The sequence below is a fragment of the Roseateles agri genome, from assembly GCF_034043675.1.
Classification (GTDB): Bacteria; Pseudomonadota; Gammaproteobacteria; order Burkholderiales; family Burkholderiaceae_C; genus KK5.
Window position 1 is genome coordinate 290,668 of record NZ_JAXCLA010000010.1, and the last position, 24,304, is coordinate 314,971.

A 24,304-nucleotide genomic window follows, 5' to 3' on the forward strand; every position below is an offset into this window, starting at 1 on the left:
CGCTTTCACTCGACGTTCGCCTCGCGCAGCGTCTGCACCACCGGCCGGCGCAGCACGCCGCGCAGGCTCCACCAGCCGGCCGCCTGCGCCAGCACCGCGCCGGCCGCGGCGCTCATCAGCGGCACCCAGGGTTTGGGCTGCCAGCTGAACTCGAACACGAAGTGCGTCAGCAGCCCGCCCAGCGCCAGGGCCACCGCGCCGGCCAGGAAGCCGGCCAGCGCGCCGACGCCCAGCAGCTCGGCTCGCTGCACCTGGGCCAGCAGCTTCGAGCCAGCACCCAGGGCGCGCATCAGCCCGAACTCGCGCATGCGCGCCTCGCGCGTGCTGCTGACCGAGGCCAGCAGCACGACGAGCCCCGTCGCCAAGGTGAAGGCGAACAGGAACTGCACCGCCTGAATCACCTGGTCCACCACCACCTGGATCTGATTCAGCTGCGCGGACACGTCGACGACGGTCAGGTTCGGGAAATCGCGGCTCAAGTCACGATCCAGTGAATTGGGAGTCACCGGCGCCTTGAACGCGGTGATGAAGGTGCTGGGCAGCTCCGGCATCTCGGCGCGCGGGAACAGCGCATAGAAGTTCACCCGCATCGAGGCCCAGTCGACCTTGCGCAGGCTGGTGATCTTGGTCTCGATCGTGGTGCCGCCGACGTCGAAGCGCAGGCTGTCGCCGAGCTTGAGCTTCAGCGTGTTCGCGAGGCCCTCCTCCACGCTGATGCCGTTCGGGTCTTCCTCGGTCCATTTGCCGCCGGCGAGCAGGTTGTGCTCGGGCATCGTGCGGCTGTGGCTCAGGTTGAACTCACGGTCGATCAGCTGGCGGGCGCGGTCCTCGTACTGCGAGGGCTTCACCTCCGCACCGTTGATCGCCACCAGCCGGCCGCGGATCATCGGGTACCAGTCGTAGCCCTTCACGCCGGCGGCATCGAGCTTCGCACGGAAGGCCTCGCCCTGGTCCGGCTGGATGTTGATGACGAAGCGGTTCGGCGCGTTGGCCGGCGTGGCATTGCGCCAGCTGTCGATCAGGTCGGTGCGCAGCAGCACCAGCAGCGCCAGCGCCAGCAGACCCACGGCCAGCGAGGCGACCTGCACGACGGCGAAGATCGGCCGCGAGGCCAGTTGCCGCGTCGCCAGCAGCAGCCAGCGCGGGGCGCCGGCCTGCGGCACCAGCCGGCGCAGCACCAGCACGGCCAGCCAGGCCAGCAGCGCGAACACGGCCAGCGCCGCGGCGAAGCCGGCCGAGGCGATCAGGCCCAGCGCCACGTCACCGGCCAGCGCCAGCAGGATCAGCGCGAAGCCGATCACGCCCAGGCCCAGCACCAGCAGCGAGCCGGCCTTCAGCCCACCGATGTCGCGCCGGATCACCCGCAGCGGCGGCACGGCGGCCAGCTGCAGCACCGGCGGCAGGCCGAAGCCCAGCAGCAGGCTCAGGCCCAGCGCCAGTCCCAGCAGCGCCGGCCAGAGGCTCGGCGCCGGCAGGTCGACCGTGACCAGGCCCGCCAGCAATTGCAGGAAGACGAGGTGCAGCGCCAGGCCCAGCAGCACGCCGATCAGGCTGGCCGTGATGCCGGCGGTGCCGAACTCCAGGCTGTAGGCCCAGGCGATGCGCCGCTGCGGCTGGCCGAGCACGCGCAGCATCGCGCAGGCATCGAGATGGCGCGCGGCGAAGTCACGCGCCGACAGCGCCACCGCCACCGCCGCCAGCAGCGCCGACAGCATGGCCACCAGGCGCAGGAACTTGGTCGCGCGGTCCAGCGTCTGGCGCATTTCAGGCCGGCCGGTCTCCAGCGATTCGAGCCGCACGCCACGCACGTGTTCGGCATCCATCAGCGCCTTGGCCTCGGTGACGAACTGGCTCGCCTGCGCGGCCCGGCCCGGCGCGGCGGCCACGGCCAGCCGGTAGGTCACGCGGCTGGCCGGCTGGACCAACGCGGTGGCGGCCAGGTCGGCGTTGTTGAGCATCACGCGCGGCGCGAAGCTGGCGAAGCCGGCACCGCGATCGGGCTCGGTGGCGATCACGCCGCCGACGCGCAGCGTGGCGTCGCCCAGCAGCAGCGGATCGCCAGCTTTCAGGCCCAGGCCATCGAGCACGGCCGCGTCGACCCATATCTCACCGGGCTTGGGCGCGCCGACCGTGCGGCCATCGGCCAGCAGCATCTTTCCGCGCAGCGGATAGGCCGCGTCCACCGCCTTCAGCATCACCAGCCGGCTCGCCCCGCCCTGCGCCTCGGGCGCCCGCGCCATGCTCGGGAAGGTGACACTGCGCATCTGCGTGAGCCCCAGCCGCGTGGCCAGCTCCGCGATCGCCTGCGGCGTCGGCTGGTCGCTGGCCACCAGCGCATCGCCGCCCAGCAGCGCCGCGGCATCGCGTCGCAGCCCCTGGTCCATCCGGTCCGACAGGAAGCTCACCGCACACAACGCCGCGACGGCCAGGCTGACCGCCAGCATCAGCAATCGCAACTCACCCGCCCTCCAGTCCCGCAGGAGCTGGCGCCAGGCCATGTGGAGGACGGAGGGTGGGCGCGAGGGTGAGGTGCTCATCCCCGCACTGTAGCCAAGGCTAGAATCCGCCGCATCGCGGGTGTAGTTCAATGGTAGACCGACGTCCCACTATGAGAGAACCGGCACTTTCGCGAAAAGTGACGCCAAAAGCTACGCCTGGTCTTGTCGTCTATTTTCTCGCCTGATGCTGTATAAACAAACAGTATGTTGGTGGATCTGATCGAACTCTACGTCGACGGCAAGAAGCTGCCGCGGGAGGCCTGGCGGCTACAGCCGCGCTTCCATGGCGAGCTGACCGTGTCCAGGTACTTCGCCTGGCATAGCTTCGACCGCGCGCCGGCGGGAGCCTTTCTGCGGCCCTTCGGCCTGGTGGAAGACCTGCAGAAGGTCAAGATCGCCCACCTCGACCACCGGAACCTGGTGCTCTTCGGCGACCAGCGCATCAACGGCCGGTTACTGGATCAGGCTTGGTGGTGTCGATTCTTGGTGGCCCAGCCGGTCTGCGTCGTCCCGACGCAGCAAATCGACCCAGGGGGCGCGCATCGCGCGCGTGGCCACCCTGGGCCTACCGATCTCCCGATCGGGGAGCCTGCGGAGCTGCAGGCTGCTTTGCGCGTTATTGCCGCTGAGCCAGGTTGACCGTCACCGACACATTGGCGCCGCTGCAGCTGGTGATGTTGTTGCCCTCCCAGTTGCCCGACAGCGAGCCGCTCATCACGACTTTCACGTCGCGGCCCTCGTCTTCGTCGAGCAGTTCGATGAAGGTGTCGGCGGCCGCCTGGGCCTGCACGCGATCGCGGGCATGGCTCGGCTGGCCGGCAGCAACCTTGTCCAGCTCGGCAGACACGCCCAGCTTTGCGAGTGCCTTGTTCGCGGCGCGAACTTCGAATGAATAGCTCATGGTGAACTCCTTGGTTTGGGTTGTCCTGGAAGAAGCGCCAGGTCGCCATGCGGGGGTGGGCCGGCGTGCGTTAGCGCGCACGGGAAACGCTGGCGTGACGGCTTACGCTGATCACCGCCCGGCCAGCGACCGCCGTTGCCGGCCCGAAACTGCTACTGTGCGAGCGCGGCCGCGCGGCACTTGCCGTACTGGCCAGCGGCGTACTGGGCCCACAGGACCCAGGCGCCGAAGCTGTCGTCAGTGAGCGGGGCCAGAGGCGGGCAGCTGGCCGTCGTCAGCGGCTGAGGCCGCGGCGGCGATGCCGGGGGTGCTGTTGAGCAACCGCAGAGCGTCAGGACCAGAGCGGCAGTCACGAAAGACGGTCTCGGTGCGAACGATGGTTTCGAGCGGCTGGCGAATCTGGACATTCTTGACCTCGATGTGGCTGATGGCATTGGCGGCGGCGCTGGCGGCCGCATCGGTGGCGACCACGGCGGCGCGGTCTTCGCGGGCTTGGGTGGCCAGCTCGGCGTCACGCCCGGCGCCGTAGGCCCACCAGCCGGCGGCCGCGATCGAGCCGATCCAGACGCCGCCGGCGGCGAGGAGCGCGTAGGGGTTCATGCGAAGGCCTTCCGCGCCTGCTCGAACAACTGGCGACGCTCGGCCAGGCCGACCATCGCCGGGCCGTTGATCTTGCGGGTGATGGCCTCCACGTCGCCGGCGTCGGCCGCGGCATTGCAGCCCAGGGAGGCCCAGTACCAGGCCGCCGTCAGCGTGGCATAGACGGGCCTGGCCACCAGGTCGGGCTGCTCTTTGAGCGGCGCGCCGAGCGCGTCGCCGGCGGCCAGATAGTTCGCGCGGCCGGTGAGCTGGAAGATGCCGCGGCCGCGGTACGTCCAGCCGTCGCCGCTGCCTTCGTCGGCATTGCCATTGCGGTTGGCATAGACCCGGTTCGCCAGGCCCTGCGGGTTGCGGATCAAGGTGGCCGCGTCGGCCATCGTGCTGACGCGCGTCGGCCAGATCTGGCGGATGCGCTCGGGCGTCGTGTAGAACAGGTCTTCTTCGAGTCGCGTGAAGCGGGCGGACTCGTGCATGGCCTGGCTGACGAAGGCCGCCTGGCGGATCGGCGTCGAGATCTGGAAGCGATCGCAGGCCACGTGCAGCGGCTCGGCGAAGTCGCGGGCCAGGGTCGGGCCGAGGCCGGCCGCGATGAGTGTTTGAACAATGAGCATGTCAGCCCTCCTTGACGCGGGTACGGACGATGAGGACGGCGAAGCCGACCACGATGAAGACGTCCTGCCAGGTCGGGGGCTCCAGGCCCAGCAGCGGCGTGAAAACGGCGCCGGCGGCGCCAAGGCCCAGCAGCACCCATGCAAGGGCCTTGAGGGTCTCGGTGCAGCGCTCGCGCGGCGCCATGCTGGTGGCCAGCGGGTTGACCCGTTCCAGCTTGTTGAGGGCCTCGGCCAGCACGACCAGGCCGCCCAGCGTGTAGAGCAGCGACGCGGCGATCACGAAGCCACCTCCGCCCCTGGCGCGAACCGCCTGATGAAGCCGCGCAGAAACTGCTGCGCGCCCCCGCCGGTGATGAACGCGCAGCCCAGTAGCACCGAGTCCGGCAAGGTCGCAATCAGCAGGACCAGCGGCGCAAGGTATCCAGCGGTGAGACTGCCCGCGCAGGCGACCATCATTCGGCGGCCGGCCGTCCAGACCATCGCTTGCCAAGTGTCGCCGGAGGCCGGGACCGCGTTGAGCAGCGCGATCGCCACGAGCGCGCCGGCGAAGCCCGCCGTGAGCACGTCGGCTCGCAGGCCCAGCGGGACGCCGAACGCGGTCAACGCCGGCAGGGCGACAGATCCGGCGACGATCGTCATCGCACCGGAGGAAATTGGTTCAGGCATCGAAGCTCCAAGGAAAGGCCCGCCGGCGGGGAATGAGCACAGGCAGTGGGTCTATTGAGGCAGAGCCGGCCGATCACAGGGGCTCGATGACCAGTGCCGTTCCGGCATCGTTCAACCGAACCCGTCGTGTGACGGTTCCGCTTGCATTGGTCAACACCAAGCCCTTCCCAGCCTCGGCAACATGGAAATCTCCGGCCATCGCCTTGATCGCGTAGGTCGGTCGCGGCGTTAGTTTGAAAAAGCCGTCGGAGGCGTTCTCGATCGTCGCGTCGGTATCGTCGGAGTCGGGCGGCCCAAGCCTGATCTTGTAGTGACCGGCATCGCCCGAGAACTTGGTCTCCTTACCGGGCGGTGCGTACATCAAGACGTGACCGAGGTCCGGGTCATAGCGCAGCGTGGCATACCCCGTCGTGCCGAACCCCAGGACGATGCCGCCACCAAAGTGCGAGCTGACCCCCTCGCCAGCCGAGTAGAAAGCGTAGTTCTTGCCGGACCCAGATGCGGCACCAGCGACGTAGACACCGTAGTTGTCCTGCGCGCCTCGCGTCAGGTACCCCACACGCACGCCATACATCGAAGTGATCGTGCCCGTGCCCAACGGATTGCCGACCTTCACGCCGGCAGCACTTGTGATCGTTCCGGCCGTCGACTCGATGAGGCTGTCGAAACCATTCAGTTCGTTGAGCGTCGCCGTCGCGCTGTAATGCGGTCGGCTCTGGAAGCTGATGTGATGGTCGGAGTCGACCGCGCCCTGAATCGTGACGTTGTCGTTGAAGCTGGCATGGCCGTAGATCGGCGCCCCACCCGAGTACTCGATGATGTCGTTCGCCAAGAAGGCATACCAGGCATGCACCTGGATCAGCTTGTTGGACAGGTAGCTCATCAGCGAGTAGGCCTTGCCACCTCCGCCTCCAGACGTCTGGGTTGCAACGGAGGGACTGAGCGTCCCCGCCGTCATATCGCCAGCTGTCAAGCCCTGATAGATCTGCCACTTGCCGTTCGCAAGGTCGGTCGCGAAAGTGCCTGCGACATGTCCAACCAAGCACATGTACCAAGTACCGCTCTGCTTGGAGAGGTCCTTCAGGGCATAGGTCTGACCGGTCACCCAGTCACCGCGTGATGTGTATGCGGCTAGCGATGCGACAGCGCCTGCCATCGTTTGCTTCGTCTGCCCGAGCCGATCAACGACGGTCATTTGAGATGACGTCGCGACCTCGGCGATGAGGTCGGTGTCCAACTTGGCGTTTTCCAGGTCTTGAATGGTGATGGCGGGCATGTTGATCTTTCTGGGCAGGCGCAGGCCTCCCGCAAGGGATGTGGAACGTTCGGTGGGGAGGTGCTAGCTGTTGATGACGCCAGCCGACTCAGGCACGGGCTGGCGATCCATCTGGTAGTAGGTGTCGCTGTAGTTCACGGCGCGCACGGTCGGGTACTGGTTGTCCGCGAGGTCGATCTCGGACACGAGCCAGGCCATGGCCAGACGTCTGGAATCGCTGGCGAAGGAGAAGATGGTGCGGATGCCATCCGGGCCGGGGACGGTCACGATGGCCTCGGCGGGCGGGCGCGCGAGGATGACCTGATTCGCCTTGGCGCCGGCGCGCACCGAGATGCTGTCCAGGGTGCCATCACGCTTCATCAACACGATGCTGTGCGGCTCGCCGTCCTCGAAGGCGACGCGCTGGCTCAGCGTCAGGGTCAGGCCTTGCTGAGAGATCACCTCGCCGTCATAGGCCTTGAAGCGGGTGTTGTCGACGATGTCGATGCGGGCGTTCGGCAGCAGCGCGCGGGCATCCAGCGTGGTCTTGGTCTCGATGCTCAGGCGCTGGCCCTTGAGCTTGAAGAACTCGCGGTTCGCGCGGAACCAGGCCTGGGCAAAGCTTCGGATGCCGGCGATCTCGAACTTCTTCGGCGAGCGGGCGCTGCCATCCAGCGGCAGCTTGATGGTCTCGGTCTGTTGCGTGTCGGGGTCGGAGTACTGGAACTCTATGCCGTCATAGTCGCCATCGGCCACGAACTTGCGCGTCATGGTCTCGGAGTTTGGCTGCTTGTTCCGGTGCGTGAACAGCGCCGTGCTCGCGCTCTGCTGACGATCCAGCGCGAGGCGAATCCTTCCGTTCTGGCGGTAACCGGTGCAGAAGCCAGCATTGGCGATCGTCTCAACGGTCTCTTCGAAGGCAATGTTGTCGCTGTCGAAGGTGTAGTTGAACTGGCCGACTTCCGGGTGCCAGGCGTCGAGTTGTTGCTGCACGGAATAGATCTGCGCCATGTCCAGATCGGTGTCCAGGTCACGGGCGCCGATCTTCGGGTCCAGCGCGACAGCGGCGATGATGTCGACCAGACGAGACGTAGCGCTGATGGTGCCACTGACCAAGCGGCCGGTCGCGTCGAATGCGCCGCTGAAGTCGGTGCCGTTGAAGGTGGGCAGCAGGCGCGAGGCCAGCGCGTTGAGCTGCCGCGTCTTCACAGCGGTGCTGCGGCTGTTGGCCTCGGTGATCGTGTGGATCGTCGTCAGGTTGCCGAAGTGCGGCTTGGACTCGGGCGTGATGCTGTAGAGGTCTGCCCAGGCGATCTCATCCTGCACGCGGCCCTGGAAGTCATAGTCGTGCTGACTGGTGCGGCGCATCCGCACGCGAGCCGGGCCGGTCCATGCCGTGGCGTGCTCGATCGTGTCTGCCCGCTCTTCCGAGACCGACCCGCTGAGGTTGGCGGTGATGATCTCGACGGTGCCGGTGGGAGCGAAGGTGCCCAGATCCAGCCGCTCGATCGAGATCTCGAAGTCCACCGTCTCGGCCGACAGGCCGCCGTCATCCTTGTACAGGCCGCTCTGAGCGACGATGTTGACCCAGACCTCGGTGCGGTTGGCTGCGCGCAACGTCACCCAGTCGGTGTATTCGGTCACCGGCTGGCCCGGCGCCGGCGCGTCGGCCAAGTCGTCGATGGTGGCCGCCGCAACGATCTCGGACAGGAAGACCGCGCCGCTCAAGATCATGAATCCGTCGGCCACGCCGATCACGGTCCGTGAGCCGGAGTAGTTCCGGGTCACCGTGAACGTGGTCTCTGCAGGGCTGCCGCGATCCACCGGAGCGGGCGTCGTGGTCAGGTGACCCAAGTTGTCGATGGCCGCGACGGTGTACGTGCCGTCGTTCGTCGGGTCATCGGTCGACGCCACGGCGATCGAGTCACCGACGCGCAAATCGGCGAACGGATCCTCCCAACCTTCACCACCGACACCGGTCGCATTGAACTTGCCGCCGAAGGCCTGCACGATGGCGGTCGAGATGACCGGGACATCAGCCATCGTGATGATGATCTCGTCGCCCGGGTCGACGATGGCATTGATGTTCGGCTTCTTCGTCTGCTGCGTGATGACGTCGCCGCCCGGATCGGGCGTGAAGGTGTAGGTCTCGCCGCGCGCGAGTTGCAGTTGGTTCAGTGGCTTGAGGATCAGGCCGTCCACCTCGTTGGAGCGCGCCACCGTCAGCACCTTGTCGATGATGGCCGGGCCGATCTGCAGGTGCGGCGCGTCGCCGCTGTTCGGGCTGGTGAAGGGCCAGTACACAGCGGCGCTGGCATTGCTGATCGCTTTGATCAGCGACTGACCGTCCTGCACCTGGCTGAGTTCACAGTAGCCGCGGCTCACGCAGTAGTAGCCGTACTCGTACTTCCGGTTCTGGATGTACTTGTTGTACGTCGGCATCATCATGGACGGGATCGACAAGACGGTGCCGTAGATGTCTTCCTTGCGCTGTCCAACGCGTTGCTGGTTCTCGCGGACTCCCAGCGCGTTGTTGGGACTCTGCTGGGTCCGATTGACGTTCGGAGGCATGGCCGATGGCTGGGCCATCAGCGCCGTCGCCACGCTGATCACCGTCAGGATGATCTGGATGGCCGGCAGGTACGGGCCGCCCGGGCTCTGCAGCACCACATACTCGGGCGCGGCATTGGCCAGCAACGCGGCGACGTCGCCGGTGATCTCGGTGTCTGCCGACGGCTCGCCCTCGAAGACCTGCACACCAACCTGTGGCGCATCGCCGTAATGACTCAGCAGCCACTCGCCGATGCTGGGCGCTTCGAAGACCTGCTCGGCGCCGGCGATCGGGTGCGCGTAGAGGCGGATGGTTGTCATGCGTCGACCTGGTCCCAGAACTCGATCAGGGCGTAGGCGTCACGGATCGACGCCATGTCCTGATACAGGTTGCCTTCGGTCAGCGCGTGCAGCACGCTGCCTTGCCAATAGATGCCGCAGTGATGCAGACCAACCTGCTCGCTCTTGCCCAGCAGAACGATGCACAGATCCTGCGGCTCCGCGATCGGCGTAAGGCCTTCCGGACCTTTGTGCAGGGCCAGACGGAAAGCGGCGGCGATGCTGCGGATTTTGGCGTTGACCGTCTTGTACCTGGTGACGCCGAGGCCGCGCTCGGCTTTCCAGACGTCTGTGACGAGATCCCAGCATGGCGGAGTGCCATACTGGCGCGGCAGGTAGGCGTTGATGTCCATCAGAGGAAGCCCCGGAGCATGGGGATGTCGCGCGGCGTGTACAGCTCGCCGGTGCGGGTGAGGTTCAGGCGTGGCGAGGCCGCGGAGAAGGTGGCAGAGCCGATCTGGTAGTTCACGCTTTCGAGCTGGAGCCTCTGCGCGGCCTGTGGGGCGGTCAGGTCATCGCTCAGGTAAACGCGGAAGACCGATCGAACGCGCTCCTCGCTGTCCAGGTCGATCCGGTCCAGTTGCTCGCGGAACTCGTCCTGCACGTCGGTCAGGTCGAGGTTGATCGTGAACTGCTGATCGAGGTTGCCACCCTGCCCGGCCAGTTTCACCTCGAAGTTCGCCGGCTGCAGCGTGATCAGCAGGCCGGTCTCGGTCCAGGCCGTGGCCGGCCGCGTCTCGCGCCAGAGGTAGTAGGTCTTGCTCATCTGAGAGTGCGAGATCTCCAGCGTCGGCACCTCGTGGATGCGCTGCGGTGCGCTGGCGTAGAACTTACGCAGGCGCGTTTCGAGATCCAGGCTCATCAGAAGTCCAGGACGTTTGTGTCGCTGTTGGCGAAGATGGCGAGCCGGCGGAACATCGGCTGCAGGTCGCTGGTGTAGATCTCGTACATGTCGACCAGGCTCTGCGCTTCGTCTTCGTCCAGCAGGTAGGCCTGACTCTCGGTCTCGACGGAGAAGGCGACGCTGGCCGTCAGCGCGTCCACGCGCGTGACGCTGTAGGTCTCTGGCACGATGTTGACCAAGTGCAGCGCGTCGCCGAAGCCCGTGTCCAGCGGCATCAGGAACGAGATCGTGCCCTTCTTGATCACCTGCAGGTGAAAGGCCGTCCAGACCGAAAACTGCACGCGATCCAGCAGCAGCGTCACGGTCAGGCGCTGCGTGCCGCGATCGAACTCAAGCCCGTAGCGGGAGGAGCCGCCGGCCACCTGCGTGGCCATGGCACCGCCGGGCGCGCCGAACCCATAGCCGGCCACCAGGGGACGCATGCCCCTGGGCATCGAAGGCGTGGTCATCAGCGGTTCCGTTCCGACTTGAAGTTCTTCTTCATCGCCCGGGAGGCCGCGCTGTTCGGATCGTAGAGATCCGCAGTGAAGCTGGCCTTCGCCCGGTCAGTCGCTTCTTCCAGGATCAGCGCCCGCTCGGTCGGCGACATCTGGACCTCGCGCACGTTGTCGATGCGACCCGTGGTCTGGTTGATGATGTTGATCTTGCCGCCCGCCTGCCCGGCGCTGACGCCGAGCCGACCGTCAGGGCCGCGCTTCAGCGGCATGACCGCCTCGGGCCCCGCCTCACCCATGATGCCGAGGTTGCCGGCGCCGTAGGCGAAGGCCGTTGGACGGTTGAAGATGTCGCCCTTGGCGAACTTGGCGATGACGCCATCCGCGCCGAAGGCACCACCCTTCGCCCAGTACGGATTCGCACTGCTGAACGAGGAGAAGAGGTCCGAGGCAGTCGCGCCGGAACTGTTGGTTGCGCCGAACAAGCTTGCGAACAGGCCGACGACGTTCTTTCCTTGGGCTGCATCGCCGCCACCGAACAGGCCCCGGATCGAGGCCGCCAGTGAATCGATGAAGGGCTTGACGACCACCAGGCGCAGCAGCTCGGCCCGGATGTTCTCCACGAACTGGTGTGCCGAGCCCTTCGTGCCCATCAAGACGCCCGTCAATCCATCCTCGATCGAAGACAGCGTGCTGGTGATGGCCTGGCCCGCGGCTTCGCCGGCACGGCCTGACTTCTCCAGGTAGTCATCCAGCGCCTTCGACGCACCGGCATAGGGATCGTAGATCGGCGCATTGGTCTTGGTGCTCACCTCTTTGCGTAAGCGGATCTGTTCCTTCAGCGCGTCGATGTTCATCTGCATCTGCGTGAGCAGATCGCCGTCGGCGCCCATCTGCTCCAGCGTGGCCGCTTGCTCCTGCTTCCTCGCCAGGGTGTCCTGCAGGCGGGTGATGCGCAGCTCTTCGAGCTTCAGCGCCGTCAGCCCGATCTCTTCGAGCTGCTCGCGCAGGGCGCGGTTCTGATCGTCGAGCGACTGGGAGTAGTTGGCGACCGCCCGAGACTCCTCCGTCGTCATCTTGATGGCCTCGCGCTGCCGCTCGGTGAGCTTCACCGTGGCGACGGTGCGTGCCAGGATGTCCCTGATCGCTGCCTTGTGCGCATCGCTCAGCTTGACGCTGGCCAGCTCCGATTCGACGTCGATGCGGAGCTTGTCCGCCTCGGTCACTTTCTCGCCGGTAGAAAGCTCCTGCTTGGCAAGATCAAGCCGCTCGCGGATCTTCTTGTTCAGATCCTCATAGCGCTTCTGCTCCTGCAGCGCAGCGGCGTCCGGCTTCGCCGGAACATCAGGCGCCGAGGGCCGCATTTCGACGTTGTCCGGGTTGATCGATCCACGGCCCGCCCCGGCAGACCCGTCCGTGAGCTTCAGGAACTTCGCACGGGCGACTTCCAGTTTCTGGGTGTACTCCTCGATGCCGGCCGCCGACTCCTGCAGGCGCTGCTGATAGGCCCTGTTGTACGGATCCTTGGCGATGGCTTCAGTGAAGGTCGCATAGTCCTTCTGCGCCGATTCCAGGGCCGCTTGCAGCGGCTTGATGTTGTTGCGAATCTCGTAGTAGGCGTCATCGAGACCGAACAGCGCGCCGAAGGCATTGACAGCACCCTTGGCGCCGCCCTTCTTGTACCCGTCGAAGAGGGAGTTCAGGGCCGGGATCAGACTCGATGTGATAGCCCGAGCGGAGTTCTCCGAGTTCGTCTTGAGCTCGAACAGCTGCTTGTTGAACTTCTCCGCCTGATCAGCCTGCTCGGTCGTGATTTTGGAGTTCAGCTCGCCCGCCTCGGCGAGGTCGTGCAGGAAGTGCGCGACTTCCTTGGTGCTCTTGCCGAACAATTCCTGGATCAGGCGCGCCTTGTTGCCGTCATCAGCATATCGGCTCAGCGCAATGGCAACCTGGCGGACAGCCTCTGCCGGGTCTAGTCGCTTCAGGTCTTCGGCGTTCAGACCGATGCTCTTGAGCGTCTGGGTCATCGGCCCGTTCGCATTCCCCTCGCTCAAGACCTTGTTGAACTTGATCAGGGTTGTCGACACATCCTCCAGGCTGCCACCCGTCTTCAGGGCAACCTGTTCCAGAGCGCTGATGTTCTCGATGCTGGAGCCAGTCGCGTCCTTCACGTCGTTCAAGGCGTCGATCGCCTCGGCGTTGTGCTTGACGAACTCAACGATGCTGAAGCCGGCGAATGCACCGGCGATCATTCCGCCAAGGCCGGCCACGACGCTCGCCACGCGCGTATAGCTCGCCCGGATCTGCTGAGCATTCTTCTCCGCCAGGCGGCCGGCCTGGTCGAGGTCCTGCTGCAGCTTGGCGAGCCGGGCTTCGATGTCGATGGACAGTACTGCCAATGGCATGTCAGGCCTCCGGGGGCTTGTGGGACTTGATCAGCTGCAGACGCATCACCAGGCCCTCGATGTCCACGACGCCATAGATCGCGACGGCGAGCGGCAAGCCGCTCCAGTCGATCGATCCGTAGTCGGTCGCGAGCATGTTCCAGACCTTGATGGCGATGTTCTCGTCGGTGGACGCGATGGGTGGGGCTTCGCCCTCGATCTCTACGCCTGCGCCTGCGTCGAGGAGGGCTTTGAATTTCCCTGCAGCTTTGCCTTCGCATCCAGATGCGCGGTGATCTGGCCGACCAGGTGAGCGGCACATGCCTCCGACCAGGCGGCCCGGTCGCTGGCGATCTCAGCCCAGAGCGCCGCGTCGAAGGCAAGCGCGTCCGCCGAGCCGACCGCGGCACCGAGCAGGCGCTCGGTGCTCATCCCTTCCCAGCCGACGACGCAGGCCTGCACCGCCGCGATGGACACGCCGCCATAGAGCTTCGGCAGCTCGGTTTCCGAAGGCCGGCGGATGAGCACGCGCAGCGCCGGCCGGCCGCCTTCGGCCGGCTCCAGCTCGCACCAGGTCTCGCGCTGCGCCTGCAGCTGCTTGATCAGGACGTCCGGCTTCATCAGGGCGCCCCCTTCAGGATGCGGCCCTTGACGTTGCTGGTGATGCTGCCGGTGCCCACTGCGCTCTTGGCGACGTTTTCACCGGGCTCGCTGGGCTGGCCGCGGAAGATGCGCGTGGCGCCGGTCTCATTGAAGGTGATGCGCTGCACCAGGTAGGCCTGGTTCGCGGCGGCAGCTTCGACGATGTCGCCGGCTTCGCTGTTGGTCTGCTGGGCAATCACGGCGTAGGTGACGGTGCGGGCGTTCGCCTGGCCGTTCTTCGTCTGCTTGTCGTCGTCGAGCAGCGTCGTGGTGTCGAGCTGGTCGGCGGTGCCGTCCGGGATCTGGTAGCTGGTGGCCTCGGCCAGCGTCGACCAGGCGGTGATGGGCACGAACTCACCGGCCGTGAAATCACCCCACGTGGTCGTGTCCAGCCCCTCGATCGTGAAGCTGTCCGTGGTGACCGACGCGATGCGCACGGCCTGACCCTCCAGCTTCACCATGCCGACGACGTTGCGGAAGTAGCCGCAGCTCTTGGCGGCTAGGCCGTGGCCGACGCAACTGGCGACCGCCGGCTTCGCGTTCGTCACTTCGGCGATGGTCTTGGCAGCGCCTTCGGTCTTGCTGACCTCGACCTTGACATTGCGGCCGACGATGGGAGTTCCCATGATTCAGTCCTTTCAGTGAGACAAAAGAAAGCCCGCGCAAGGCGGGCCGTGATGGAAGCGGTGGGCAGGATCAGTAGGTGACGAGCACACGCCAGGCGACGACGCGATCGAAGTTGGACGGGTCGACGTCGTCGGGCTCGCCTTTCTCCGGCGCGAGGCCGGCCGCGTCCAGCGCGCCGAGCGCCTGTTCAGCGACGTTGACGGCCTGCACACGCGTCGCACCCCAACTGAGCACGTGGAAGGTATCCATGCGGAGCTGGATCGAGTTGTCGAGGCCCCGCTCGATGTCGAGGTCGGTGCGCGCATAGACCACGTAGGGCAACGCCGCACCGGGCGGAGCGAAGTCCGCATAGATGCCGTCGCTCACGAGCGCAACCAGACCGGCATCGGCCTTCAGCGCGTCTTTGACAGTTTCATAGCTGCTCATCGACTCATTCCTCCGCCTGGCGATCAAGGATTCGTTGCACTTGCGGGCCGAGCACTTGCTCGATCTTGCGCAGCGCGTCGCCTAGCATCTGGGCTCCGGCCCTCAGGAAGCCGAGGGCCGGCAAGGGGCTCACGGCCCGCTGCGCGCGGCGGCCGCGAAGCGTGCGGAGCACGCCGCCGACCAGACCGCGGCGCTTCGGCGGGGCGCCACTGGCTGCCCTGCCCTTGCGGCCAAACTCCTGCCACTGCCAGTAGTACGGATCGTCCGGGTTCTGCGCGCCGGTGAGGCCGCTGGCCTGCTTGAACTTGGCGATCGCGCGGCCCTTGAGCGGCTTGACGTTGACGAACACACCAACGTCGCCGGCCTGGCGAGCCTGCTTGCTTGTGCGGACGCGGATCGCATCGCGCAGCGTGCCAGCCTTGCGGTAGCGGTGCGGGCTGCGCAGCACGGGCGCGCGGGCCTTGATGGCATCCCGCACCAGGCGGCCACCGGCCGCGAGCGCGTTACGCAAGGCCTGGCGGCGCAGCTTGTCGGGCAGCGCGCGGAGCTGTGCCTTCAGTTCGTCCAGACCGCTGATGCGGACCTCGATGTCACCGGCCATCGCGCATGCCCGAGGTAGCAAGGATCTCGATCCAGTCCAGACCGCCGTCGACGGCGATGGCCGATCCGATATCGAACGGGGTGCCAGGCCGCAGCCAGATGAGGCGCAGACCGCGGGCGATGATGGCCTCTGCCGGGCGCGCACTGCTGTAGCGGACGGCGATCACGGTGTCCATGGTCTGCTGGATCGCGGCGGCCTGCAGGCGCTCGCTGCCGCGAAGCGGCTGCATGCTGGCCCAGACGGGATCGCCGTCGTTGATCCAGCCGCCAGTGGGTTCATCGAGTTCGTTCGCGCCTTCAGCGCGGACCTGGAACTGCACACGCTGGTTCAGTTGCCCAGCGGAGTAGATGCGCGTGGCCATCGATTACACCCAGAGGCACTCGCGATCGAGCAGCGTGGCGAGGAGCGGGTTCTCGACCAGCGTGCCGCCGGCGATGGCCTCGGGATTCTTCAGCCAGGCGGCGACCTGAGCCTTGATGTACGTTTTCACGGACTCAGGCACGCGAATGGCGTCTTCATCACCGGTCGGGCCGCTGGTGACGTCGACGCGAACGCGAGGGCCACCGGCAACAGAGCCGAGTGCGGGCCAGCTGGAGCCCAGCGCGGGCGCGATGCTGGTTCCGGCGCCGCCGATGCCGGCCTCGAAGAAGGCGACGTCCGCATCATCGAGCTGCACGAACTGCGTGCCATCCCAGTACTGAACGCTGACGGCGGTGGCACCGAAAACGCGGAGAACCTCTGTGCTGGCCGGCCAGTCGGCGAAGCTCTGCCGCTGAACCTGCTGGCGATAGGTGCGGCCGGTGATGTGCTCGGCACACTCCCGGGCGGTGCCGATCGCGCCCTGGATGAACCCGTCCAGGTCGTTGCCGTCGACACGCGCGGCGGCCTTGGCTTCGTCGAGGGAGACGGGTTCGACGCCTTCGAGCCGAATGGTGGTGAGCATGGTGATGGCTTCGGTGTGTACCGGCAGGTTGGAAATTGAGGACGGCGCGTTAGTGCCAGGTTCGCCACAAGGCCAGCGCCGTGAGCACTGCAACGCCTATCAGCGCTACAGGTATGAGTACCTTGAAGCACGCGTAGGACTCTGCGAGGTTGTCCTCGAACGACTTGTCTCGATCACAACGTTTCACCATGGCTACCGGCAGGGGATGGAATTACTGGTCATCCATCGGCTGCGTGCGCACGCTGCCGACCTTGACGGTGACCGCCGTGGCTGACAGTGCGTCCATCACGCACGTCACCCCGAAGCCGCTGTTCGCCACCGCGCCGGTGGGGATCACAAACTCGGGCGTTGGAAGCATCAGGGTCACAGACTCGTCCGTGTCGTAGGCGAGCGACCCGAGCTGATTGGGCGGCGAGAAAGCCGACGCGATGGTCCCTGATGCGCTGCCTACGGCCATATTGGCGAGCGCGGAAAGTTGACGGATGCCAGAGGACAGGGCATTGACCGCCGTCACCTCCGCCAGCCATCGATACTTCTTGCCCACGAAGAGCGGCAGGCGCGCGTTCTGCGAGGCTGCGCTTGTGCGGATGGTGAAGGCACACCCTGCTCCCCCTGGCGTGCCGGTGACGACGATGTCGTAGCCGAGTCCATCGGAGCGTGCCACGCACGACACCGCGGGCGGGACAGTCCAGGTGCCCGTCGGCGCGTCCATAGCCCAGCCGGTAGGTAGTGTTCCTGTCGCAGGCGCCGTTGGCGTGGAGCCGGAGTTCGTCCACGGCGCGTAGTCGAAGAGATCGCGATTGCCAGAGTTGGCGCCGTAGTTGTCCGTCGCGCTGGTGACGTGGTTGTCGATCATAGGAATGACCGACCCGAGCAACGCCGCCCCCTTCTTGCCGATGCGCGACGCGCCGCGCGCGTTCCAATGCACCGAGTCGGCCGGCGCTGTCTGGTAGTAAGCCGAGGCACCATAGCCGTTGACATCGGCCGGCTGGATCAGTGCAGCGTAAGCGTCGAGGACGTAGACATTGCGATATCGCGTGGCCAGCCGTCGGATGAACGAGTTGATGTTCAGCAGGTTGGCATTTCGCGCAGCCGTGTAGTACGGGCCGCCGCTCGCAAACGGCGGCAGCGTCTGGATGACGACCATGACACCGCGATCGGTGGCCTGCTTCACGACCGACTCGATGTCAGCCACCGTTGCCAGATAGGCACGATCTTGAATGTTGTCGTTGGTACCGCCGATGAACCAGAGGATGTCGGGGTTGAGCGCCCAAGCCTCATTGACGCGTGCGAGGATTTCATCGGTGCGCTGGCCGCCGACGCCGAGGTTGGCGACGAACCGCATGGATGCACCCAGACGCGCATTCGTCTGGACCCAGGTACCCACACCATTGAGCACGTTCTGGCAGAGCACCACGCCACCGGTTGCCGTGCCTGCCGCCCCAGGCGGTGCCGGGCAGGTGAAGACCACGGCGCTCACGTACGTGATTGGCAGCAGGCGCCCGTGGAACGAGTTGTTGCTCGTCCCGCTGATGTTGCACGTCTGACCGTCCCGCATGTTGTGCACGGTCGCCGTGGTGACGGTGAGGACCCCATCGGCGAGGACGATCGAGCTGATGTTCACGCTCAGGTTGTTGAACCCGGCCAGGCTGTCGCCGAGGATGACCGTGCGCAGTCCTTTCCCAGCCCCTGACACCATGGATGGGTCGCCCACCAGCAGCGCCTTCGTCGCGGTGGAACGCGGCGCCTCAACTGCTTCCCCCGTCCCGACAAGATCTTTGGCCATGAGAGGCGGCAGGTCGATGACGGTACCGACCGGAAGATCGGCGGCCCCGAAATCGGGCTTACGGAGAATCTGGACTTTCATGCTGGACTCGCTGGTAGGCTGGCCAAGACAAAGGGCGCCGGTCACCCGGCGCCCTGCTCTTCTTCGATTTCCCGTCAGACCGGCGGGTTCGGGGTGGGCACGAGCGCCGCGCTTCCGAGCACCGCGATGGCCGCGATCGGCGCGTTGCCGGTGTTGCCGGAGGGCGTGATGGTCAGCCGCGTGTAGCGCTTGCCGCCGACGTAACCGAGCTTGCGGGTCTCGGCGTCGTCGGCGAAGTTGAAGCTGGCCAGCGCCTCGGTGCCGAGAAGGAAGGCGTCGTCGACCGGCGCCGCGTCGGAGAGGTTGGCCTGGTCGCCCTCTTCCAGCAGCACGGTGAAAGTCGCATCGGCGTCGGCCAGCGTGCCGGTGACGATGAGGTAGGTCAGCGACGAGTAGCCCTGGCGGTCGATGATGGTGCCGACCTGGGCAGTGTTGTCGGTCACAACGACGGGCGTGATCACCTTGAGCGGGTGGATCCGGTTCATCAGATCTTTCATGACGGTGTCCTTTCAGGTGTTGGAAGCGCGACGGCCGGCTGTTGTGCCGGCCGTCGCTAAGTGAGCCCGGAGGCTCAGGCCATGAACTTGAGGAACTTGACCGCCTCATAGTTCACCGCGCCACCGCCGGTGCGCTTCGTCGAATAGAAGCGCACGTAGGGCTTGGCGGTGAACGGGTCGCGCAGCGTGCGCACACCCATGCGGTCGACGATGGTGTAGGCCTCGGCGAAGTCGCCGAAGGCCAGCGACAGCGAGCCGGCGGCCAGGGCGGGCATGAACTGGTCGACCGCGACGGGGTAGCCGTTCAGACGCTCGGGCTGGCCGATCTGCAGGGACGGCTCCCACAGGTAACGGTCGGTCGACGATTCCTTCAGCTTGCGGGCCTTGGTGCGGACCTCGCGGCGCATCACCCAGCGGGCGTTCTGCAGGTAGGCGTCTTTCAGCGCGCCCTGGATGTCCTGGATCGGATCGAACTTGCCGGCGCCGAAGTCGCCGTCGGCGCCGGTCTTGATGTGCTCGAAGGTGCCCCAGGCGCGGGTATCGTCACCCGTGGCCGCGGTCGGGTAGGTCGCCAGGCCGCGCGGCTTCTCGATGCCGTCGCCCGTCCAGAAGGCCTGCCCTTCGACGCGAGCGAACTTGTTCGCCGTCTTGTCCGCCAGCCACGCCTCGATGTCGGTCGCGGCGTCGTCGATCAGCTTTTGAGTGACCTTGGGCTGCGCGTACATCTCGCCCGCCTCGATCTTGTACTTGCCGACTTGGGGCGTGTTCGTGTCGTTGCGCGAGCCCATCTCGGACACCCAGCCGGCATCGGTCTCGCCGTTGTCGATGATGCCTTCCAGCGAGTCGCCGCTCAGCGGGACCACCGTCGCGATCTGCCGCATGATCGACAGTTCGTAGATCTTCTTGACCATGCGGCCGACGGTCGGCGCCGGCATCAGGTAGCCGCCGTCCGGATCGGAGCCGGCGGACATGGCCTTGCGCTGGTCGGGCGTCAGGCGCTCGATATCGCCATGGCGGATCAGTTCGAAGAAGGCACCCTTGTACTGCGTGTACTGCTCGATCGAGACCTCGCCGGGAATGGGCTTGCCCTTGGACTGGAAGTCGGCGCGGAGCATGGCGTTCCAGGTCTTGCACTCGGCCTCCAGCGCCTCCTGCGCCTTGCCGTCACCGCCCATGCCGCCGGGGCGAGCCAGCTTCAGCATCAGGTCGTCGAACTGCTTCTTCACCTCGGCCATCTTGTCGAGGTCCTCGGTCAGCTTGGCCATCTTGGCTTCGAGATCGCTGACCGCCTTGCCGTCGGCCTTGGCCTTCACGATGGCGTCGTTCGTTTCCTTGAACGCCTTCCAGGCCTTGCCCTGGTCTTCGATCAGCTTCTTGATCTCGATGATGGCCGGCGCCGCGTCGTCGTCATCGCCGCCACCGCTGCTGTCCTTGCGCTCGATCTTGCCGAGGGCTTGGCTCAGCTTCTGCTTGCGCAGCACGGTAGGCATGCCGGCGGCCAGGATCAGGCCGGTCGGGTCCTGGGTCAGGGCATGGAACGCGGCCGTCATGTACGGGGTGGGGTCAGGCATTGCGTGGGCCGACACGGCGGCCAGCGCGCAGATCACCGCAAAGGCGGCGAGGGACAGGGTTCGCTTCATGATGTGAATGCTCCGATGATGGGTGGATTGCTCGTCGCCTCAGGCGAGGTCAGCGAGGTTCTGCCGCAGTGCGGCGGCGATTTCGCCCAGTCCACCAGCGTCACGCTGGCGCGGTTGCGAGTTGAAGCCTTTGGACACGATGGCCTTGGCTTCGCGGCTGCTGAACCCTGCGTCACGCAAGGCCTGTTCAGCGAGCCGAATTCCGGAAACGTGCTTGGCGGCCTGGATGCGCGCCTTGGGATTCGACGGGAAGGTGACCGGCGAAATCTCGATCAGCTTCACCTCCTGCAGGGTGCGCCGCGGCTGGTCGGGTTTCGTCTGCATCTGCCATTTCACCGGCACGTAGCCGATGCTCAGGCCGTTGATGGCAGGCCGCGGCTGCATCTTCATCAGCGTGTACATCTCGATGCCACGGACGGTGGGGGCGAGCTTGCCCTTGAGCAGCAGACCGGTGTCGTCTTCGCTCATGTCCGTCCACACGCCGATGGGCATCATGTCGTCTGCAGACATCTGCCAGCCGCCGTGCTGCTGCAGCATGGCCGGCCACTGACCGGAGGCCTTGGCCTCGCGGATGGCATTCTTGAAGGCGCCCTTGGCGATGACGTCGCCCTGGCTGTCGACGTTGCCGAACACGGCACCGTAGCCCTCGAAGAGCATCTCGTTCGCGTCGGTGCCGGCGAACTTCAGTTCGATCAGACCGCACTCGATACGGTCCACCGCCGCAGCGCTCTTGCGCTCGGGAAGCTTGTGCAGACGTGTGCACTGCGGATTGATGATCATGCGGAGGCTCCTGCAGGGTCGTCGTTGGGATCGGGGTTCGGCCCCGGCGCCGGAGGCTTGGGGAGATTGCTGGCCACAGGCAGCTTGGCGGCGTCGCCACCCATGGGGTTGAGTTCTTCGAGGCCCCGGACTTCGTCCTGGGTCATCCAGGCCGGCGATCCGCCGGCGCCGAGGGCCTTCGAGAAGTAGTCGCCGCGATCCTTCGTGGAGCCGCGCAGCAGGCCGCTGCCGATGAACTTGGCATAGATGCCCTGCTCCGCATCCTTCTCGGTCAGCACGTTGCAGTCGATGCTCTGCTCCAGGCGTTCCCACCAGGCCGCCATCGTGAATGTCACGTGCGCCTGGAAAAGCGCCTCGACGCTGGCAAAGGCCTGAGTCTTGTCGCCCGAATAGACCATGAGCGGCATCACGCCCATGCTCCGGCAGACTTCCTCGACCTGATAGCGGCGCGTCTCCAGGTGCTGGGCATCCACTCCCGTCATCGCGGTGGACAGCCACTTGGCTGCGCGATCCACGATCATCGGCAAGCCGCCGTTCTTCTCGCCAGCGTAGTTCTCGGCCAGGAACTGGCGCAGGTCCTTGTACTGCTGCGGGTTCAGCGTGCCTTCGACCGAATACACGCCGGTCGGGCGGACGCCATTCCTATGCAGGCCTGCGTGAGACGCCTCGGTTGCAATCGACAGGCCAATGGACTCACGCGCCAGGTCGAGCGGATCGAGGGCCTCCCAGCCGTTCCAGCTGGCGCCCTTGATGTGCCAGATCAGGCCCGAACTGAATTCGCGCGTCTTGCCATCGTGCCCGACGACGGTGTAGATCACGTCGATGCCATCGGGCGCGAGGCGTGTCGTCACGCTGCCGGGCTCGAGCGGGATCAGCTCGCGGATGACGCCGCTGACGATCGTCTTGAAGCAGTAGGCACGGCCGGCCAGCGCCAAGTGCAGCCCGATGGTCTCCCGGAACTCGAACGAGGTCTGCCAGGGATTGGGCTTGCGATACAGGACGCGATACAGCGCATGCTCGCGCGCCGGGTGCTTGCTGCCGTCTGCCCGCTCCTCGAAGAGCTTGAGCGGGACCTGCGCCAGGCCGTGGGCGATCACGCGCGCGCAAGCCAATGCTGTGGCGCAGCGCAGCGCGGATTTCCACGTCACAGCCTCGCCGGCCTTGCTGAGCCGGCCACCGAAGATCTCCCGGAATAGCTTCAGCGAGCCGTCATCGGCGGCCTTGCGCGGGAACAGCGCGCCGACGATGAAGCCCATCAGGCATCCCTCCGCGCAGCGAGCACGCCGCCCGCCAGCAGCAGCACGCCGCAGCTGATGTAGCCGGCGGGCGCGTAGATCAGCCAGGCGCCGTAGGAGACGAGGCCGGCGCCGGCGAGCATGAGCACGTCGACGACATGCGGGGCCAGGGCTTGCGCGATGCGCTTCATTCGGCGGTCTCCCAGAAGCTCTTGGTCTCGGCCACGACGCCAGCCATCGCCCGGGCGACGGCGATGATGGTGGCCACGGCCGCGTCGATCTTCTTCTCGGCGCTGGACTTGCGCGGGAAGATGTTCTCGTTGCGATCCGGGAAGACCTCGACGTTGCTGAACATCCAGACGGTGGCCGGGTTGTCGTCGTGGTGAAAGCGCCCGGAGTCAACCAGCGCCTGGATCAGCTTCATCGGCTCGCTGAGGTTGCGCACGTTCATCGGCAGATCAACGACGGTGAAGCCGTCGGCCTGCAGCGCCGGCGCGATCTCGCGCGAGCCCCAGGGGTCCATGGCGATCTCGGCGACAAGGATGCGCTCGGCATCCTCCATCGCGTCTTCCTTGATCTGGTTGAGGTCGATCATGTTTCCCGGCGTCTTCACCAGGTGCCCGGTCTCGGCCCAGCCTCGGTAGTGCTCGTTCTCCGGCTTCTCGACGGCAGCAGCCGGCAGGTAGTTCCGCGTGAACAGGTAGTAGTGCATCTCGCCGTCGATCTCGCGCTTGAAGATGAGGGCCTTGCTGGCGATGTCGATCTTGCTGGCCAGGTCGAGCCCCATCCAGGCTGGGTCATTCAGGAACTGCTCGATCGACAGCGAGGCGTCCCCGCAGCGCTGGAAGTTCTGCAGGTTGAGCCAGGGGCTGGCGGCGTTCACCCAGATGTTCAGGTGCTTGGTCTTGAAGACCGACTGCTTGCGCGGATCGTTCAGCGCGTCCTGCAGCTGGGCCTTCAGGAAGTCCGCATCGACGCTGATGCCGTAGTTCGGGTTCGCCTTGATCAGCGAACGCAGGTCCGTCCAGTCGTCTTCCGGGTCGATACCGTAGATGACGCCGAAGCGGCGCTCGTCGATGATGACGCCTTCGAGGATGCGCTGCAGGCTGACCTGGTGCACGTAGCATGGCCCGCCCACGTTCGGACCGGCCGTGGTGATCATCAGCAGCAGCGGCTGGGAGCGTGCGCCCATGCCCGTCTTCATCGTGTCGTACAGCTCGGCGGTGTTGTGCTCGTGGTATTCGTCCACGATCGCGCAGCTGGGCGACGCACCGTCGCCGGGCTTGCCGATGATCGGCTCGAACTTGCTGTTCGTCGTCAGAACGCTGATGTTCGACGCGTTGACGGCGACGCCGAAGCGGGCGCGGAACTCGGCACCGGCATTGCCGCTGGCCATCAGGCGCGCGGGACGGAACACTTCCTGCGCCTGGTCGCGCGAGGTGGCGCCGCTGTACACCTCGGCGCCGTGCTCGCCGTCCACGGCCAGCATATAGAGGCCGATCACCGCGGCGATGGTGCTCTTCGCGTTCTTCCGCGGCACGACCAGGTCGGCACTGCGGAAGCGGCGCTTGCCAGTCTCCCGGTGCACCCAGCCGAACAGCGTGGTGAGGAAGAAGCACTGCCAGCCCTCCAGGCGGATGCGCATCCCCTGCGCCGCCCAGTCGCCCTTGATGTGCGGCTGCAGCTCGGCGAACACGCAGATGCGCACGGCGGGAAAGTACGTCTTGCCCTTCGAGTCAGTCAGCTCCGGATTGAACACGTAGGGGAACGACGGATCCAGCAGCTGACGGCCGAGGTCGTTGATTTGACGCTGGCAAGCGAGCACCGTGTAGCGGCACGCCGGGATCTTGCCAGCGACGACGTCGGCGGCGTACTGGTTCGCGAGGGCGACGAAGTCCTTCATC

Annotated in this window: 27 protein-coding genes; 1 reads left to right on the top strand and 26 read right to left on the bottom strand. The window is 66.0% G+C overall.

All coding sequences use genetic code 11. From position 1 onward, the window contains the following. Nucleotides 1-5 precede the first annotated feature (5 nt). A complete protein-coding gene (locus SNE35_RS28570; protein ID WP_320426453.1) occupies nt 6-2,537 on the bottom strand; it encodes an ABC transporter permease in 2,532 nt (843 codons plus the stop codon). Between the two features lie 171 nt (nt 2,538-2,708). Here SNE35_RS28570 and SNE35_RS28575 point away from each other — a divergent pair, with 171 nt between their 5' ends. Further along, nucleotides 2,709-3,137: a hypothetical protein gene (locus tag SNE35_RS28575; RefSeq protein WP_320426454.1), complete on the top strand. Its 429-nt coding sequence runs from the start codon at nt 2,709-2,711 to the stop codon at nt 3,135-3,137. On the opposite strand, the gene SNE35_RS28580 is transcribed toward SNE35_RS28575, so the two are convergent. The 25 genes from SNE35_RS28580 to SNE35_RS28700 all read right to left on the bottom strand — a co-directional run bounded on the left by SNE35_RS28580 (nt 3,115) and on the right by SNE35_RS28700 (nt 24,303). Beyond that, on the bottom strand, nt 3,115-3,399 hold the full coding sequence (locus SNE35_RS28580; RefSeq protein ID WP_320426455.1) for a hypothetical protein: 285 nt from the start codon (nt 3,397-3,399) through the stop codon (nt 3,115-3,117). The genes SNE35_RS28575 and SNE35_RS28580 overlap by 23 nt on opposite strands. A 237-nt stretch (nt 3,400-3,636) precedes the next feature. Then, on the bottom strand, nt 3,637-3,999 hold the full coding sequence (locus tag SNE35_RS28585) for a hypothetical protein (RefSeq protein WP_320426456.1): 363 nt from the start codon (nt 3,997-3,999) through the stop codon (nt 3,637-3,639). Further along, nucleotides 3,996-4,610: a glycoside hydrolase family 19 protein gene (locus tag SNE35_RS28590; protein ID WP_320426457.1), complete on the bottom strand. Its 615-nt coding sequence runs from the start codon at nt 4,608-4,610 to the stop codon at nt 3,996-3,998. Before SNE35_RS28590 ends, SNE35_RS28585 begins: the two co-directional genes overlap by 4 nt. A 1-nt stretch (nt 4,611) precedes the next feature. Beyond that, nucleotides 4,612-4,890 (bottom strand): hypothetical protein, encoded by a 279-nt coding sequence (locus SNE35_RS28595; RefSeq protein ID WP_320426458.1) that lies wholly within the window; start codon nt 4,888-4,890, stop codon nt 4,612-4,614. Further along, the gene (locus SNE35_RS28600) at nt 4,887-5,249 is read right to left on the bottom strand and encodes a hypothetical protein (RefSeq protein WP_320426459.1); all 363 of its coding nucleotides are present in this window, start codon (nt 5,247-5,249) and stop codon (nt 4,887-4,889) included. Before SNE35_RS28600 ends, SNE35_RS28595 begins: the two co-directional genes overlap by 4 nt. A gap of 100 nt (nt 5,250-5,349) precedes the next feature. Next, complete coding sequence (locus SNE35_RS28605) at nt 5,350-6,552, bottom strand: hypothetical protein (protein ID WP_320426460.1); 1,203 nt, start codon at nt 6,550-6,552, stop codon at nt 5,350-5,352. Nucleotides 6,553-6,615: 63 nt separating this feature from the next. Continuing rightward, on the bottom strand, nt 6,616-9,402 hold the full coding sequence (locus tag SNE35_RS28610) for a host specificity factor TipJ family phage tail protein (protein WP_320426461.1): 2,787 nt from the start codon (nt 9,400-9,402) through the stop codon (nt 6,616-6,618). Then, a complete protein-coding gene (locus SNE35_RS28615; RefSeq protein WP_320426462.1) occupies nt 9,399-9,773 on the bottom strand; it encodes a hypothetical protein in 375 nt (124 codons plus the stop codon). Before SNE35_RS28615 ends, SNE35_RS28610 begins: the two co-directional genes overlap by 4 nt. After that, nucleotides 9,773-10,282, bottom strand: coding sequence for a DUF1833 family protein (locus tag SNE35_RS28620; protein WP_320426463.1), 510 nt, complete (start codon nt 10,280-10,282; stop codon nt 9,773-9,775). The genes SNE35_RS28615 and SNE35_RS28620 overlap by 1 nt, the downstream gene beginning before the upstream one ends. Further along, nucleotides 10,282-10,773: a hypothetical protein gene (locus SNE35_RS28625; RefSeq protein ID WP_320426464.1), complete on the bottom strand. Its 492-nt coding sequence runs from the start codon at nt 10,771-10,773 to the stop codon at nt 10,282-10,284. The genes SNE35_RS28620 and SNE35_RS28625 overlap by 1 nt, the downstream gene beginning before the upstream one ends. Next, nucleotides 10,773-13,163: a phage tail tape measure C-terminal domain-containing protein gene (locus SNE35_RS28630; protein WP_320426465.1), complete on the bottom strand. Its 2,391-nt coding sequence runs from the start codon at nt 13,161-13,163 to the stop codon at nt 10,773-10,775. Before SNE35_RS28630 ends, SNE35_RS28625 begins: the two co-directional genes overlap by 1 nt. Before the next feature lies 1 nt (nt 13,164). Continuing rightward, the gene (locus SNE35_RS28635) at nt 13,165-13,299 is read right to left on the bottom strand and encodes a hypothetical protein (RefSeq protein ID WP_320426466.1); all 135 of its coding nucleotides are present in this window, start codon (nt 13,297-13,299) and stop codon (nt 13,165-13,167) included. A gap of 65 nt (nt 13,300-13,364) precedes the next feature. Next, nucleotides 13,365-13,763 carry a hypothetical protein gene (locus tag SNE35_RS28640; RefSeq protein WP_320426467.1) on the bottom strand — a complete coding sequence of 133 codons (399 nt, stop codon included), beginning with the start codon at nt 13,761-13,763 and terminating at the stop codon, nt 13,365-13,367. Continuing rightward, the gene (locus SNE35_RS28645) at nt 13,763-14,410 is read right to left on the bottom strand and encodes a phage tail tube protein (RefSeq protein WP_320426468.1); all 648 of its coding nucleotides are present in this window, start codon (nt 14,408-14,410) and stop codon (nt 13,763-13,765) included. Before SNE35_RS28645 ends, SNE35_RS28640 begins: the two co-directional genes overlap by 1 nt. Before the next feature lie 70 nt (nt 14,411-14,480). After that, nucleotides 14,481-14,837 (bottom strand): DUF3168 domain-containing protein, encoded by a 357-nt coding sequence (gene gp17 / locus SNE35_RS28650; RefSeq protein WP_320426469.1) that lies wholly within the window; start codon nt 14,835-14,837, stop codon nt 14,481-14,483. 4 nt (nt 14,838-14,841) lie between these two features. After that, on the bottom strand, nt 14,842-15,438 hold the full coding sequence (locus SNE35_RS28655; protein WP_320426470.1) for an HK97-gp10 family putative phage morphogenesis protein: 597 nt from the start codon (nt 15,436-15,438) through the stop codon (nt 14,842-14,844). Beyond that, nucleotides 15,428-15,799, bottom strand: a complete 372-nt coding sequence (locus SNE35_RS28660) for a phage head closure protein (RefSeq protein ID WP_320426471.1) — start codon at nt 15,797-15,799, stop codon at nt 15,428-15,430. Before SNE35_RS28660 ends, SNE35_RS28655 begins: the two co-directional genes overlap by 11 nt. 3 nt (nt 15,800-15,802) lie before the next feature. Continuing rightward, complete coding sequence (locus tag SNE35_RS28665) at nt 15,803-16,381, bottom strand: head-tail connector protein (RefSeq protein ID WP_320426472.1); 579 nt, start codon at nt 16,379-16,381, stop codon at nt 15,803-15,805. Nucleotides 16,382-16,592: 211 nt separating this feature from the next. Continuing rightward, nucleotides 16,593-18,248 carry an SGNH/GDSL hydrolase family protein gene (locus SNE35_RS28670; protein WP_320426473.1) on the bottom strand — a complete coding sequence of 552 codons (1,656 nt, stop codon included), beginning with the start codon at nt 18,246-18,248 and terminating at the stop codon, nt 16,593-16,595. 74 nt (nt 18,249-18,322) lie between these two features. Next, nucleotides 18,323-18,745 carry a hypothetical protein gene (locus SNE35_RS28675; protein WP_320426474.1) on the bottom strand — a complete coding sequence of 141 codons (423 nt, stop codon included), beginning with the start codon at nt 18,743-18,745 and terminating at the stop codon, nt 18,323-18,325. A gap of 74 nt (nt 18,746-18,819) precedes the next feature. Further along, a complete protein-coding gene (locus SNE35_RS28680; protein WP_320426475.1) occupies nt 18,820-20,385 on the bottom strand; it encodes a phage major capsid protein in 1,566 nt (521 codons plus the stop codon). Between the two features lie 39 nt (nt 20,386-20,424). Continuing rightward, on the bottom strand, nt 20,425-21,165 hold the full coding sequence (locus SNE35_RS28685; RefSeq protein ID WP_320426476.1) for an HK97 family phage prohead protease: 741 nt from the start codon (nt 21,163-21,165) through the stop codon (nt 20,425-20,427). After that, the gene (locus SNE35_RS28690; RefSeq protein ID WP_320426477.1) at nt 21,162-22,421 is read right to left on the bottom strand and encodes a phage portal protein; all 1,260 of its coding nucleotides are present in this window, start codon (nt 22,419-22,421) and stop codon (nt 21,162-21,164) included. Before SNE35_RS28690 ends, SNE35_RS28685 begins: the two co-directional genes overlap by 4 nt. Then, entirely contained in the window at nt 22,421-22,591 is a 171-nt protein-coding gene (locus SNE35_RS28695; protein WP_320426478.1) for a hypothetical protein, read from the bottom strand. Before SNE35_RS28695 ends, SNE35_RS28690 begins: the two co-directional genes overlap by 1 nt. Next, nucleotides 22,588-24,303 (bottom strand): terminase large subunit, encoded by a 1,716-nt coding sequence (locus SNE35_RS28700; protein ID WP_320426479.1) that lies wholly within the window; start codon nt 24,301-24,303, stop codon nt 22,588-22,590. Before SNE35_RS28700 ends, SNE35_RS28695 begins: the two co-directional genes overlap by 4 nt. Nucleotide 24,304 lies beyond the last annotated feature (1 nt).

Excerpts from the sequence above, each read along its gene's own strand:
- SNE35_RS28570 (WP_320426453.1), bottom strand. The coding sequence starts at position 2,537 with ATGAGCACCTCACCCTCGCGCCCACCCTCCGTCCTCCACATGGCCTGG.
- SNE35_RS28580 (WP_320426455.1), bottom strand. The coding sequence starts at position 3,399 with ATGAGCTATTCATTCGAAGTTCGCGCCGCGAACAAGGCACTCGCAAAG.
- SNE35_RS28585 (WP_320426456.1), bottom strand. The coding sequence starts at position 3,999 with ATGAACCCCTACGCGCTCCTCGCCGCCGGCGGCGTCTGGATCGGCTCG.
- SNE35_RS28590 (WP_320426457.1), bottom strand. The coding sequence starts at position 4,610 with ATGCTCATTGTTCAAACACTCATCGCGGCCGGCCTCGGCCCGACCCTG.
- SNE35_RS28600 (WP_320426459.1), bottom strand. The coding sequence starts at position 5,249 with ATGACGATCGTCGCCGGATCTGTCGCCCTGCCGGCGTTGACCGCGTTC.
- SNE35_RS28605 (WP_320426460.1), bottom strand. The coding sequence starts at position 6,552 with ATGCCCGCCATCACCATTCAAGACCTGGAAAACGCCAAGTTGGACACC.
- SNE35_RS28610 (WP_320426461.1), bottom strand. The coding sequence starts at position 9,402 with ATGACAACCATCCGCCTCTACGCGCACCCGATCGCCGGCGCCGAGCAG.
- SNE35_RS28615 (WP_320426462.1), bottom strand. The coding sequence starts at position 9,773 with ATGGACATCAACGCCTACCTGCCGCGCCAGTATGGCACTCCGCCATGC.
- SNE35_RS28620 (WP_320426463.1), bottom strand. The coding sequence starts at position 10,282 with ATGAGCCTGGATCTCGAAACGCGCCTGCGTAAGTTCTACGCCAGCGCA.
- SNE35_RS28625 (WP_320426464.1), bottom strand. The coding sequence starts at position 10,773 with ATGACCACGCCTTCGATGCCCAGGGGCATGCGTCCCCTGGTGGCCGGC.
- SNE35_RS28630 (WP_320426465.1), bottom strand. The coding sequence starts at position 13,163 with ATGCCATTGGCAGTACTGTCCATCGACATCGAAGCCCGGCTCGCCAAG.
- SNE35_RS28635 (WP_320426466.1), bottom strand. The coding sequence starts at position 13,299 with ATGCTCGCGACCGACTACGGATCGATCGACTGGAGCGGCTTGCCGCTC.
- SNE35_RS28640 (WP_320426467.1), bottom strand. The coding sequence starts at position 13,763 with ATGAAGCCGGACGTCCTGATCAAGCAGCTGCAGGCGCAGCGCGAGACC.
- SNE35_RS28645 (WP_320426468.1), bottom strand. The coding sequence starts at position 14,410 with ATGGGAACTCCCATCGTCGGCCGCAATGTCAAGGTCGAGGTCAGCAAG.
- gp17 (WP_320426469.1), bottom strand. The coding sequence starts at position 14,837 with ATGAGCAGCTATGAAACTGTCAAAGACGCGCTGAAGGCCGATGCCGGT.
- SNE35_RS28655 (WP_320426470.1), bottom strand. The coding sequence starts at position 15,438 with ATGGCCGGTGACATCGAGGTCCGCATCAGCGGTCTGGACGAACTGAAG.
- SNE35_RS28660 (WP_320426471.1), bottom strand. The coding sequence starts at position 15,799 with ATGGCCACGCGCATCTACTCCGCTGGGCAACTGAACCAGCGTGTGCAG.
- SNE35_RS28665 (WP_320426472.1), bottom strand. The coding sequence starts at position 16,381 with ATGCTCACCACCATTCGGCTCGAAGGCGTCGAACCCGTCTCCCTCGAC.
- SNE35_RS28670 (WP_320426473.1), bottom strand. The coding sequence starts at position 18,248 with ATGAAAGTCCAGATTCTCCGTAAGCCCGATTTCGGGGCCGCCGATCTT.
- SNE35_RS28675 (WP_320426474.1), bottom strand. The coding sequence starts at position 18,745 with ATGAAAGATCTGATGAACCGGATCCACCCGCTCAAGGTGATCACGCCC.
- SNE35_RS28680 (WP_320426475.1), bottom strand. The coding sequence starts at position 20,385 with ATGAAGCGAACCCTGTCCCTCGCCGCCTTTGCGGTGATCTGCGCGCTG.
- SNE35_RS28685 (WP_320426476.1), bottom strand. The coding sequence starts at position 21,165 with ATGATCATCAATCCGCAGTGCACACGTCTGCACAAGCTTCCCGAGCGC.
- SNE35_RS28690 (WP_320426477.1), bottom strand. The coding sequence starts at position 22,421 with ATGGGCTTCATCGTCGGCGCGCTGTTCCCGCGCAAGGCCGCCGATGAC.
- SNE35_RS28695 (WP_320426478.1), bottom strand. The coding sequence starts at position 22,591 with ATGAAGCGCATCGCGCAAGCCCTGGCCCCGCATGTCGTCGACGTGCTC.
- SNE35_RS28700 (WP_320426479.1), bottom strand. The coding sequence starts at position 24,303 with ATGAAGGACTTCGTCGCCCTCGCGAACCAGTACGCCGCCGACGTCGTC.